The sequence below is a fragment of the Muriicola sp. Z0-33 genome (assembly GCF_026126425.1).
Lineage (GTDB): Bacteria > Bacteroidota > Bacteroidia > Flavobacteriales > Flavobacteriaceae > JAFMPW01.
This window is the reverse complement of record NZ_JAFMPW010000012.1, coordinates 22,318-35,117: the sequence shown is the minus strand read 5'-3', so window position 1 is coordinate 35,117 and position 12,800 is coordinate 22,318. Positions and strand designations below refer to the sequence as shown.

The following is a 12,800-nucleotide window of genomic DNA, read 5'->3' as shown; positions in this document are numbered from 1 at the left end:
GGTAAAGATACATAGCAAAGTGGGCTAAACCCTATTTTTTCGATTAACGGAGGTGAAAATGGCGTAAATACGTCAAACAGCAATTTTTAAAAGGTAAACGGATATTTTTTTGAACTGTGGATAGGAAATCACCGACAATTTATTCTATATTCAACCTATGAAGCAAGTAAGAAGTAAGGCCTATCTGGCCCAACCCGGACTAAAACTATCCAAGCATGCCACTTTTGAGGACCTGGGGTCCACACAGAAAGAACTAAAAAAGGAATTAAGAGAGATTAGAAAGAACCTTGGAGATTTCCAGAATACACTCTATGCTCATGGCAAGTATGCGGTTCTAATTTGTCTGCAGGGGATGGATACTGCCGGGAAAGACAGCCTTATCCGCGAAGTTTTTAAAGATTGCAACGTCAACGGTGTGGAAGTACATAGTTTTAAAGTGCCCACAGAGCTCGAACGGGATCATGACTACATTTGGAGACATTATATCGCTCTCCCGGCCAAAGGGAAATTTGGTGCATTTAACCGTACGCATTATGAAAATGTTTTGGTAACAAAAGTACACCCGGAATATATCCTTGGAGAGAATATACCGGGGATCCACAAGGTGGAGGATATAGATAAAGAGTTCTGGAACAAACGTTATGATCAGATCAATAATTTTGAAGATCATATTGTAGAGAACGGGACCATTATTTTCAAATTTTATTTGCATTTATCTAAGGAAGAACAAAGGCAACGGTTGTTAAGGAGGCTACGCCTGGAACAAAAACATTGGAAATTTTCTCCCGGAGACCTGAAGGAGCGTAAACTTTGGGATATCTACCGGGAATGCTATGAAGAGGCAATCAGCAAAACAACAAAAGCCAGGGCTCCATGGTATGTAATTCCGGCAGACAACAAACCGGCCGCCCGTGTAATTGTGGCCTCAATTTTGCTGGAAGAGCTAAAAAAATACTCAGATATCAAAGAACCTGAACTGGATGATGAAATAAAGGCTAATCTGGAAACTTACAGGGCACAATTGGAAAAAGAATAATAATGAAGAAGATTACCGTATTAATATTACTCTTATCATTTTCCGCATATTCACAAACCGATGATAAGGAACAAATCAGAGAAATATACACCGCATCGCTTACCAATGGAATGGCTTACGACTGGTTAAATTATCTCTCCAATCAGATTGGAGGCAGATTATCAGGATCTGTTCAGGCCGAGCAGGCAGTTGATTATACAAAAAAGCAATTAGATTCTCTGGGCTTAGACCGGGTTTGGTTACAGCCGGTGATGGTCCCAAAATGGGTGCGTGGAACACCGGAATTTGCTTATCTGGAAACAGCCCCAGGGGTAACCAACAATCTTCCTATTTCCGCATTGGGTGGTTCTGTAGCTACACCTTTAGGAGGACTAAAAGCAAATATCGTTGAGGTAAAAGGTATTGATGAGCTTCAACAACTGGGACGTGATAAAATAGAGGGTAAGATCGTTTTTTATAACAGGCCAATGGACGCAGCACTTATCAATACATTTCAGGCGTATTCCGGTTGTGTGGACCAGCGGTATTCCGGGGCGGAAGAAGCTGCCAAATACGGCGCAGTTGGCATAATAGTCAGGTCGATGACCTTACGATTAGATGATTACCCCCATACCGGTTCTATGAGCTATGGTGATACGGCATTGGATAAGCGTATACCAGCAGCAGCTATAAGTACCAACGGAGCAGAATTTTTAAGCACTACCCTGCAGTTAAATCCTGAAATTAAGTTTTATTTTAAACAAAATTGCAAGCAATTGGATGAAGTCCGGTCGTATAACGTCCTTGGAGAAATCAGAGGAACCACTTATCCGGATGAAGTTATCGTAGTAGGCGGACATTTAGATTCCTGGGACCTGGGTGATGGTTCTCATGATGATGGTGCAGGATGTGTTCAAAGTATGGAGGTGTTGCGGCTGTTAAAAAGTACAGGCTATAGGCCCAAGCGCACTATCCGGGTGGTGCTTTTTATGAATGAAGAAAATGGATTGCGTGGCGCGACAAAATACGCTGAAACAGTTAAGTACCAAGGGGAAAATCATGTATTTGCACTTGAAAGTGACGCCGGCGGATTCACCCCCAGGGGCTTTTCCTTCGATTGTTCAGATGCCAATTTTCAAAGGATACTTTCCTGGAAACCGCTTTTTGAACCCTATCAGGTTCACTCATTCGTTAAAGGGGGCAGTGGTGCGGATATTGGACCCCTGAAAAATGGGAATATTGTTTTATCAGGATTACGTCCGGATTCACAGCGTTATTTTGATCATCATCATGCGGAAAATGACACTTTCGAGCATGTCAATAAAAGGGAATTGGAGTTGGGAGCAGCGGCAATGACCAGCCTGGTGTATCTGATAGACAAGTATGGAGTTCTAGCTCAGGGCAGGGTTACAGAATAATAGCAGCACAGCAGGAACTCATATTAATTAACCACTTCTTTAAGAGAATTCAAGGATGATCTTAGACCTTTGTTGAAGCCGTTTTAGGCTGGTAATTTAGTGGCAGCGATTCTCTAAATTTCCCTACCTTTGCCGCTCAATTAAAAAAAGAAAAATGGAAGACGGATTATACGCTAAGTTTACTACAACTCAGGGAGAAATACTACTTAAATTAACTTATGATAAAACTCCCGGTACGGTTGGGAATTTTGTAGCACTCGCAGAAGGAAAACAAGATAATACATCCCGTGCTGCTGGAGAACCTTATTATGACGGGCTAAAATTTCACAGGGTTATTCCAGATTTTATGATCCAGGGAGGTTGTCCACAAGGCACCGGAACCGGGGATCCTGGATATAAGTTCGACGACGAGTTTCATCAGGATCTTACTCATTCAGAACCAGGGGTATTATCTATGGCGAATGCCGGACCGGGGACCAATGGAAGTCAATTTTTTATTACCCATATTCCCACGCCATGGTTAGATAATAAACACACTGTTTTTGGACATGTACAGCAAGGACAGGAAGTGGTAGATGCTGTGGCCCAGGGAGATGAAATTACCTCCATAAAGATTGTAAGGGTTGGGAGCGAAGCAGAAAATTGGGATGCTCTGGAGGCATTTCAAACATTTAAGAGTTCCAGAGATAAAAGAATTGCAGAAGAGATCAAAAGGGCGGAAGCGGCATTAGATAAAATAGCAGCCGGTTTTGACAAGACAGCAAGCGGCCTAAGATATAAGATCATTCAAAATGGGAATGGTCCCCAGGCAGAATCAGGACAGACCGTATCTGTACATTATGAAGGTTCCCTGGCCGAGGGGCAGGTTTTTGATTCTTCATATAAGCGTAATGAACCCATAGATTTTCAACTAGGTGTTGGCCAGGTTATCCCTGGTTGGGATGAAGGGATTAATCTGTTGAAAGTGGGAGATAAAGCACGCTTTGTTATTCCTTCTCATTTAGGATATGGCGCCGCCGGAGCGGGGGGAGTTATACCTCCAAATGCAACGCTGGTCTTTGATGTAGAGTTGATGGGCATAAAATAACACGCATATACCATACAACAAAAAGCCCTTGTATTCTTGCAAGGGTTTTTTATTTAGAACCGTCTAAAGAAAGAAACAGTACTAAATTAGCTACAATCAATATGATCATAATTGAAAGAAAAATTACCATCGCATTTTATTTAAAAGCGTGTATGGGGATTACACCGCTTCACTGTTATAACAATTTACTTAGGTAGTTACCCTACCTAATAACATAAATTTCAACAACTGCGCTAGAATCACCAACTCCTATAAAGCTGATCATCCCGTCCGTATTTTGGTTATAATGAAGATAGAATACCCCATAAGGGACATTTTAATAATCAGTCTAACCGTGGGGTGGTAAATTTCTGCTTACTATTTAATGCTCGAAAAGCTGATGGGCCTTACAAAAATAGGAGGAAAATTCTGTCGTATGAACCAATCAGACATCGCGAAGTTAAAGATTATTGATCGAAATTGGAAGTATAATGAGAGAAAGCCGAAGTAGAGGAAAATAAAAAACCCTGATGATTTCATCAGGGTTTATCTAAAAAAAATTAAATCGTTGCGTACCTAGTCTACTACTTTCACATTTACGGCGTTCAATCCTTTTTTTCCTTGTTGTAGTTCAAATTCTACAACATCACCTTCTCGTACTTCGTCAATTAAGCCAGAAATGTGTACAAAGTGATCTTCGTCTGATCCTTCTTCAGTAATGAATCCATAACCTTTTGAATCATTGAAGAATTTTACTGTTCCTTTACTCATAATAAAAATTAAAATATTAATAAAGTGCAAAAGTACGATATATTAATTTAAAATGATGGTTTTTCCTATTAATATTTGATTTTGAAGCTGTTGTGTGAAAGTTTGGAATAAATAGTTCTATGGAATAATTTGTATGACATTAAGGCCAACTCATCATGTTTTCAACTATCGGATTGGCATTCTTGAAAGGGAAAACTTACAAGATTTAAAGATTAATTTACCAATCGGAATAATTTGCTTTTTGTTAAAAAAAATTAAGTAAATTGATACACTTCCCCCCTTTACCTATTTAATGGGATAAATAGCCAATCCCCCGGCCCATGGGTATTTTGAGTTTAAATTTTCTATTATTTAATCATATAAACCAACCAATTATGAAAAAAAACAAGTACGTATTGACAGGGTTCACTGCATTATTATTACTCTGTTCTTCGGGTGTTATTGCCCAGGATGAAGAGGCCCCATCAAGGCCAAAATATGTGGCCGTAACTACCATTCACTGGAACATGGATAACCCAAATTTTAATATGGATACCTGGAAAGCTGTGGAGAAGGAATATTATGATAAGGTGACAGCAAAGAATGATCTGATTATGAGTTCCGGGCTATACATGCACAGATTTACCCCGGACAATAGAGAACTTTTGGCAGTAAATTCTTATGCCTCCTGGGAGGCGATTGAAGAGGCGAAAAAAAGAACAGGTGAGTTGGTAAAAGAAGGTTGGCCCGATGAGGAGGAAAGAAAGGCATATTTTCAAAAAAGGAATGCCTATTATTCTGACTTTCACTCTGATGAAATTTATTCAACCATGAAACATGCCAAACCCTATGGAGGAGGTGATGCAGAAATACTTTTACTTCGAACCAGCCATTTTAAATTCCCGCAAGATGGATCAGGTGAAGAGTTTATGGCCACCTTTAAGGAGTATGCAGAGAATGTACTTCATAAAAACGAATACATACAGGGGTACTATCCGAACTCTCATTTCTACGGAGCGGATGGGACAGAATTTGTAGAAGCCTTTTATGTAAATAGCATGGCCGACTTAGACAATCTATACGACAAGAACGACGAACTCTTTAATGCACACTGGTCAACAGATGAAGGCAAAAAGAAAATGGGGGAGATGAGGAATAAATATTTCACCGGATTACACGGAGAAGCAATTTATACCAGAGTCCCTGAATTGGCGAAATATTAGAAGTGCAGATAGTAAAAGAGCGCCAATTCGGCGCTCTTTTTTTTATGCTATTTATGCAGTAGGATCAGGGGTCATCCTGAGATAGGGCCTGATCTCTTCCACGCCTTTTTCAAATATTTCTTTCGCTTCTGCCGTTGGTATGGACGGACTCACAACAACATCCTGACCATGTTCCCAGTTTGCTGGAGTGGCAACTTTGTGATAGGCCGTTAACTGCAAAGAGTCTATTACTCTTAATAGTTCATGAAAATTCCTTCCCGTTGATGCAGGGTAGGTAATGATTAATTTCACAGTCCTGTCCGGGGCAATAATGAATACAGAACGCACTGTTAGTGTGCTGTCTGCATTGGGATGTATCATATCATAAAGATCTGAAACCTTTCTGTCCTCATCTGCAATGATTGGGAAATTCACCAGGGTGTTCTGAGTTTCGTTTATATCCTTGATCCATTCATTATGCGAGGCCGCACCGTCTACACTCAGCGCCAGCATTTTTACATTGCGCTTATCAAAATCTTCCTTAAACTTAGAAGCAGTGCCTAATTCTGTAGTACAAACCGGAGTGAAATCTGCCGGGTGAGAAAATAAAATTCCCCATCCGTCCCCCAGGTATTCGTAAAGATTCAGTGTTCCAACAGAACTGTCTGCCGTAAAGTTTGGGGCTATATCGCCCAGTCTTATTGTTGCCATACGTTTCTTATTTTATAGTTAATCTACTTGTCCTACAAATGTAGTAGATTGTATTTTGGTTAGTAGCTATCATAAGGTTAAAAGTGTATTAATTTTTACTCTAGTAATTCCTGGCAACTTCGTTATTTTTGTTTTATGGATATAGATAATATAGAAGCACTTCGCTACCCAATCGGACATTTTGAAATTCCTGAAGAAATTACGAATTCGCAACTACAGGAATGGATAGTGCAATTAGAGGAATTGCCTGGCAGATTAACAGCTTTGGTCAAAGATTTAAAGGAGGACCAGTTAGATACGCCATACAGGCCAGGGGGCTGGACGGTCAGGCAAACCATTCACCATATTTCAGACAGTCATCATAATAGTTATACGCGCTTTAAATGGGCATTAACAGAAGATACCCCCATGATCAAGGCATATGACGAAAAAGGATGGGCTGGTCTTTTTGATACCAGGACGGCACCCATAGCACTTTCTTTGGCACACCTGTCTGCCGTGCATGCTAAACTGGTGTACCTGCTTAGAGGGCTCTCTAAGGAAGAACTCCAAAGGTCCTTTTTACATCCCGAAGGGAATACTGAAAGCACACTGGAAGAAAATATTGGAAGATATGTCTGGCATGGAAACCATCACTATACACACATTCAAAACCTTTTGGATAGGGAAGGCTGGGGGTAAACAGTAAACAGTAATCAGTTATCAATAATCAATAATCAGTAATCAATAATCAGTAATCAGTAATCAGTAATCAGTAAACACGAGATCTTTTTTGATTATCCTGTGGATGATTGAAAAAGGCTGCGCGATGATGCGGCTGGATAAAGTAAACAGTTATCAATAAACAGTGATCAGATTATTGCAGTACTACTGATAAAAATTACCGCTTCATTTTCATTTTACATTTTCCACTTGATATTGCAACCTATACTGGGCTTCTGATCAGCATCTACGGGCATGCCCGCCAGCATTTGGTCTAGAGCGTTTCTTAGATCTGCGCCGGTAACGGGAAGACCATTACCAGGGCGGGAATCGTCTAACTGACCACGGTAAACCAATTTTAATTCGCTGTTGAATAAAAAGAAATCTGGCGTGCAAGCCGCGTCGTAGTCCCTGGCAACTTCCTGGGTGGCATCATAGAGATACGGGAAGGTAAATCCTTCATCTTTTGCATTAACCTTCATTAATGCCGGGCCATCTTGTGGGTAATTCTCTATATCATTGCTCGAAATTGCTATAAAACCAATTCCTTTTTCCTCATAGTCCTTTGCCAATTGCACCAAACCCTGATTGACATGTTTTACAAAAGGACAGTGATTGCAAATAAACATGATCAAGGTGCCAGCACTGCCTTTTGAGTCTTCCAGGTTCATGATCCGATCTGAAACAGTGTCAGGTAAACTAAAGTTTGGAGCCGAAGTTCCCAGGGGAAGCATATTACTTGCTGTTCTTGCCATGGTATTGAATTTTATACAAAGATAATAGTAAATAGAGAAGTTATTTCCACCCTTCTAATTGCTTTATCATTTGATTCATTATCTTGGGAGTATGGCTGAACATATGGCCTGATAAATATTGATTTTAAAGGAGAGACAATTGCTTGATGCCGCCATAGATAGCGTGCATATTAATTTTGATACTCAAACACTTTGGGTGCTAAATTTAGCGCTTGCCATGGTGATGTTCGGGATAGCCTTGGAAATATCAGTTTCGGACTTTAAGCGATTGATCAGCAACCCAAAACCGGTGCTTGCAGGAGTAATTTGTCAGTTTCTTCTGTTGCCCCTGGTTACTTTTATTTTAGTTTCTGTTATAAACCCCCTACCGAGTTTTGCTATTGGAATGTTTATGGTAGCCGCTTGCCCGGGGGGCAATGTCTCCAATTTTATTTCCCACCTGGCCAAAGCAAATACGGCCTTGTCTGTAAGTCTGACGGCAATTGCAACCCTTCTAGCGGTAATAATGACCCCATTAAACCTTGGGTTTTGGGGAAGCCTTTACGAGCCTACCGCACAGATTTTAGAGAAGATATCCATTTCACCGCTTGAAATGGTAAAACTCGTAGCCTTGCTATTAGGTGTACCTCTTTTGTTAGGCATGTGGGTGCATCAGATTAAACCAGTATTGGCAAAAAAGTTGGCAAAATTCTTTAAAAAGGGTTCCTTGCTGTTCTTTTTTGCTCTCATATTTATAGCCTTGTATAATAACAAGACCATATTTGCGGAGTACGTCTTGTATGTCTTCTGGATTGTAATAATTCATAATTTCATTGCCTTTGCCACCGGTTATTCATTTTCAAGGTTATTGGGCCTCTCCAGAAAGGATACAAGGACAATAACCATAGAAACCGGGATTCAGAATTCTGGCTTGGGTCTTCTTCTTATATTTACTTTTTTTGAAGGCCTCGGCGGCATGGCCCTGTTAGCGGCATTTTGGGGTATATGGCACCTGGTATCTGGTTTGCTGATAGGAATGTTTTGGGGGGCTAAATCCATAAAAAAAGAAGAACTGGTTTGAAAAAGATCCTTTATTGGTGCATAAAACAGCTGATTAAATTCGCCTTGTTTTGTTACTACAAAAAGGTGAAAATGCATGGCTTTTCTGTGCTCACTGAGCATCAGGCTTCCATGTTGCTGGCCAATCATCAGAACGCACTTATGGATGCCTTACTTATTGCGGCATATAGCAAAAAGGCCCCATACTTCTTAACGCGCTCCGACGTATTTAATAATAGTTTCCTCAAGGCACTTTTTGGATTGCTACGGATGATACCTATTTATAGATTGCGAGATGGCAGGGATAGCCTGAGTAGAAACCAGGAGATTTTTGAGACTTGTGCGCACTTGCTCCAGAACAATCAATCCATTTTAATTTTTCCGGAAGCCAATCATAATATACAGCGAAGAGTCAGACCCCTGAGTACTGGATTTACCAGGATTTTGTTTCACACACTTGATAAAAACCCCAAAATAGATATCCAATTGCTTCCCGTAGGGGTAAATTACAAAAATGCCGCCGGGTTCCCTGATAGCGCTGCTTTTTATGCCGGATCAGCCCTGAATTTAAAAGAGTTATACAATTCTAAGGACTTAAGAACTGCTTCTAAAGAAATAAGAGCCCGTATTTCATCGGCCATAGCGCAACTGACAACACATGTAGGGGAACAATACCCTTATGAAGAGACAATATCAATTTTAGACGGCTTACAGCCAGATTATTTAGATCCTGTAGCTTGTAATGCACTGATTGAGGGGTTAAACACACAACAATCCACCAAACCCATCAAAACAAATGAAAATCTTTTTTTTAAAATATGGGATGGCCTTTTTCAACTTTTTAATTTACCTGCCCTTCTTATCTGGAGAGGGATCGTCAGGAAAAAAATAAGTGAAATAGAGTTTGTAAGTACCTATCGCTTTCTTTTTTCATTTCTGTTTTATCCGATATACTACTTGCTGTTAGTACTCTTTGCTACGCTGCTGTTTTCTTTTCTCACTGCCGCAGGCCTTACACTGTTGGTGTTCATCTTTAACCTGATGTATATAAAACTGAGGTAAATACAATCGCAACATTTGGCGCTTACATCATCTGCCCAAAGAAGATGGCATTCATAAGTAATTTGTTGGTGCCGTACCAGAATGCCCTGAAATTGGTGTTGTCTGTAAATAGTATTACCCTTCCTTTGCCCATTCGGCGAACCCGGAAAGGAACACTGTTCTTTAGCATCGCCAGGTTCTCCTCCGAAATATATCCACTTTGCAATGGATTTGCGGTATACTGTATAGGGTTATTGTAGCTGTTCTTATCCGGTTCTATATAAATATTTGTATTTCTGAACAACGCAATTCTATCATTCTTATAGCCAAAATTGATAGGGTGAGACCTGTCCTGGCGCGCTTCAAAAATAGCTCCTCCGGTGACCTGCGCCCCTGTGAAATCTCCCCGCTCTTCAAAACTGATATCTCTGGCAACCAGGGTATCTTTTTTAAATTTCAATTTCATGAATTCGTTTTTTTCAAACCAATTGGCTATGGCCCGATAACCAATTAAAGTTCCTCCTTCTTTGACCCATTCTTTGAGTTTCCCAGCCGCCCTCTTATCCAGGCTGGCTTGCCCTGTACTGGGTAATATGATGTCTGTATACTGACTTATATCCGTGTTTTTAAAGTAATCCGTATCTATTTTTGTGATCTTCATATTGTAACGGGTATCGAACAGGTGCCAAATTTCACCCGCATCATAAGAACGTACTCCCTTTCCAACAAGCAGGGCCACTTTTTGCTTTTTAATCGGATCAAATTCATTACTCCCTAAATCTATGCCTTTGGTTAGCCCGGTATTTACTCCTTTTATCTGAAGATTGTTTTCCCTGGCAATTTCCTTCAAAAAATTGTATAGTGATGCAGCATCCATTTTCTGGTTTTGCACCGGTATCATTATGGTGCCATAATCATAAGAAATGCCATCTAATGAAAACCGGCTTTTGGCCACCTTAGCCCGTAAACCATTTTCCACTATTTTATTAAGTGCTGCAGGACTATAATATTCATGCCATTCGAACAGGTAGGCATAGTTACTCATTTGGCTCACATTGCCTTCCAATGGCTTTAGATTATCTATTTCCGCACCTGCATTTGCAAGAGAAGATGTCTCTGAATAATCAACATTAAATGCCAGTGGAAATGTCCAGGCAGAGATATCGTAAAATAGACTGTCTGTAAACGTGGTTCGTTTCTCGAACATTGCTTTTATCATCCTGTGATTCTTCTGATCCATGGGGATGACATAACTGTTTCCTCTGGTATAAGAATTTTTACCCAGTCTGGTGTCTGCTGCAAGTTCATGGACTTTAATGTGCTGACGTTTTAAGATTTCAGCTAAATGCCAGGATCTGGCAGCATCCTTACTGTCGCCAAAAACGATAGCCTTAGTCTTGCTTTTAGCGGCTTCATTTCTTGTACTGCTATAAAAATCGCGTTGATAGCCAAGAATCTTAGTCCTCATGTTTTTTGCAGCTTCAATAGTAGAGAGGGCAGCAGTGAACTGATTACGAATGGTAAAAGGAAATGTAAGTGTCCCGTTTTCGCTTTCCTGTATATGTCCTCTGGAACTTCCCTGTTCAAAAAGGATGCCTATGCTTCCATTTACATCTGGAAAAGTTGAACCTTTGCCGTAATAATAGTCGTCATAATTTTCCTCTGAATAGTAGAGCGATCCAATTTTGTTGAGGGCCTTCGCGTGGTAGGTGCCAATCTCCGTAGTAAGTTCCTGATTTACTTTTGGAGTCAGGGGATGCACTCTGGTGGGTTCCCCTGGTTGAAAAAAGAAAGTAGAATTGGTGCCCATTTCATGATGATCTGTCAGAATATTTGGAAGCCATTTGTGGAAGGTTTTAATACGTGCCCTGCTTTCAGGCAATTGAACCGGCAGCCAGTCGCGGTTCATATCAAACCAATAATGATTAGTTCGACCACCAGGCCATACTTCGTGATATTCTCTCTCATTATTGTCAGAATTAAGATGAATGCTCCTGTTTGTATTTGCCCAATACGCAAATCGTTGCAGGCCATCAGGATTAAATGAAGGGTCCATCAGAATTACAGCATTTTCCAAAACCTCCTCAATTTCTGCACCTTGTGCTGCCGCCAGATAGTAGGCATAAGCAAGACCCGCATTGGCCCCACTGGGTTCATTGCCATGAATAGAAAAACCCTGATAAACTACTATAGGCATGGATTGGATATTAGCCGAACTGCCAGAGCTTTCTGAAAGAGACAAATGCTCCTTTCGTATCTGTTCTAGATTGCTGTGATTCTTTGGGGAAGTGATGGTAAGTAGTAAAATTGGTCGTCCCTCAAAAGTATGACCCCTGGTTTCTATGGATATCCTGTCGCTTGCTTTGGCCAGGCTTTGCATATAAAACATAAGCTTATCATGGGTAATATGCCATTCTCCTACTTCATGGCCAACGATCTCTGAGGGTTTAGGAATATCCTGGTTATAAGTAATGTGCTGCGGCAGATAATAGTTGAGGTCAACCGTTGCTTGTGCAAGTAGTAATTGTGACATCAAGCCCAGTAATAGCAAGAGTATTTTTCTCATCGGATAAAATGTTTTTTGAATTCAATAGGGTGCTAAAGTTAATTAAACCCCGGACTAAGACCAAGAGACCTGAAGGCTAATTTTAGCATTTAGAAGGCTAAATATAAGCATAAAAAAAGGCCTTCGAAATCAAAGGCCTGTCAATTAACAATTGTAACAACAATTAAATATCGTCGAAATCTACATCGGTAAAACTATCGGTAGATTTTGCTTCTCCGTTTGAGCTTGGCTCCTCCTTTTTAAAATCGGACTGATGTCTTTCCGAAATAACTTCCAGACCTTTTTCATCGATGATATAATCCATCATTTCAGACATGATTTCCCTAAAAGACTGGAAGTCTTCTTTGTAAAGGTAAATCTTGTGTTTCTTGTAGTGAAATGAGCCATCATCGTGGGTGAACTTTTTACTTTCCGTAATCGTAAGGTAATAGTCACCGGCTTTTGTGCTTCTGACATCAAAAAAATAAGTTCTCCTTCCGGCTCTTAAAACCTTGGAGAATATCTCTTCCTGATCCATTAAATCTTTATCGGCCATT

General features: G+C 40.4%; 12 protein-coding genes. 7 read left to right on the top strand and 5 right to left on the bottom strand.

The features are described from left to right. The first annotated feature begins 157 nt into the window (after positions 1-157). The 3 genes from J1G40_RS15065 (at position 158) to J1G40_RS15055 (ending at position 3,520) form a co-directional block, all read left to right on the top strand. Positions 158-1,036, top strand: coding sequence for a PPK2 family polyphosphate kinase (locus J1G40_RS15065; protein ID WP_265243487.1), 879 nt, complete (start codon positions 158-160; stop codon positions 1,034-1,036). 2 nt (positions 1,037-1,038) lie between these two features. Next, the gene (locus J1G40_RS15060; RefSeq protein ID WP_265243486.1) at positions 1,039-2,433 is read left to right on the top strand and encodes a M20/M25/M40 family metallo-hydrolase; all 1,395 of its coding nucleotides are present in this window, start codon (positions 1,039-1,041) and stop codon (positions 2,431-2,433) included. A gap of 154 nt (positions 2,434-2,587) precedes the next feature. After that, positions 2,588-3,520, top strand: a complete 933-nt coding sequence (locus tag J1G40_RS15055; protein WP_265243485.1) for a peptidylprolyl isomerase — start codon at positions 2,588-2,590, stop codon at positions 3,518-3,520. 555 nt (positions 3,521-4,075) lie between these two features. Here the strand turns inward: J1G40_RS15055 and J1G40_RS15050 are convergent. Beyond that, positions 4,076-4,270: a cold-shock protein gene (locus J1G40_RS15050; protein ID WP_265243484.1), complete on the bottom strand. Its 195-nt coding sequence runs from the start codon at positions 4,268-4,270 to the stop codon at positions 4,076-4,078. A 374-nt stretch (positions 4,271-4,644) separates the two neighbouring features. On the opposite strand from J1G40_RS15050, the gene J1G40_RS15045 reads away from it, so the two are divergent. Beyond that, positions 4,645-5,472, top strand: coding sequence for a hypothetical protein (locus J1G40_RS15045; protein ID WP_265243483.1), 828 nt, complete (start codon positions 4,645-4,647; stop codon positions 5,470-5,472). Between the two features lie 51 nt (positions 5,473-5,523). Here J1G40_RS15045 and J1G40_RS15040 read toward each other — a convergent pair whose 3' ends face one another. Beyond that, positions 5,524-6,162 carry a peroxiredoxin gene (locus J1G40_RS15040; protein WP_265243482.1) on the bottom strand — a complete coding sequence of 213 codons (639 nt, stop codon included), beginning with the start codon at positions 6,160-6,162 and terminating at the stop codon, positions 5,524-5,526. A 135-nt stretch (positions 6,163-6,297) separates the two neighbouring features. On the opposite strand from J1G40_RS15040, the gene J1G40_RS15035 reads away from it, so the two are divergent. Further along, positions 6,298-6,843, top strand: a complete 546-nt coding sequence (locus tag J1G40_RS15035) for a YfiT family bacillithiol transferase (RefSeq protein ID WP_265243481.1) — start codon at positions 6,298-6,300, stop codon at positions 6,841-6,843. 218 nt (positions 6,844-7,061) lie between these two features. On the opposite strand, the gene J1G40_RS15030 is transcribed toward J1G40_RS15035, so the two are convergent. Then, complete coding sequence (locus J1G40_RS15030) at positions 7,062-7,619, bottom strand: thioredoxin family protein (RefSeq protein ID WP_265243480.1); 558 nt, start codon at positions 7,617-7,619, stop codon at positions 7,062-7,064. Between the two features lie 118 nt (positions 7,620-7,737). On the opposite strand from J1G40_RS15030, the gene J1G40_RS15025 reads away from it, so the two are divergent. Both J1G40_RS15025 and J1G40_RS15020 read left to right on the top strand, forming a co-directional pair. Then, positions 7,738-8,679 (top strand): bile acid:sodium symporter family protein, encoded by a 942-nt coding sequence (locus J1G40_RS15025; protein WP_265243479.1) that lies wholly within the window; start codon positions 7,738-7,740, stop codon positions 8,677-8,679. A gap of 71 nt (positions 8,680-8,750) precedes the next feature. Further along, positions 8,751-9,719 carry a 1-acyl-sn-glycerol-3-phosphate acyltransferase gene (locus J1G40_RS15020; protein WP_265243478.1) on the top strand — a complete coding sequence of 323 codons (969 nt, stop codon included), beginning with the start codon at positions 8,751-8,753 and terminating at the stop codon, positions 9,717-9,719. 22 nt (positions 9,720-9,741) lie between these two features. Here J1G40_RS15020 and J1G40_RS15015 read toward each other — a convergent pair whose 3' ends face one another. Together J1G40_RS15015 and J1G40_RS15010 are read right to left on the bottom strand one after the other, a co-directional pair. Next, positions 9,742-12,264: a M14 family metallopeptidase gene (locus J1G40_RS15015; RefSeq protein WP_265243477.1), complete on the bottom strand. Its 2,523-nt coding sequence runs from the start codon at positions 12,262-12,264 to the stop codon at positions 9,742-9,744. A gap of 163 nt (positions 12,265-12,427) precedes the next feature. Further along, a complete protein-coding gene (locus J1G40_RS15010) occupies positions 12,428-12,799 on the bottom strand; it encodes a PUR family DNA/RNA-binding protein (RefSeq protein ID WP_265243476.1) in 372 nt (123 codons plus the stop codon). Position 12,800: the final 1 nt, after the last annotated feature.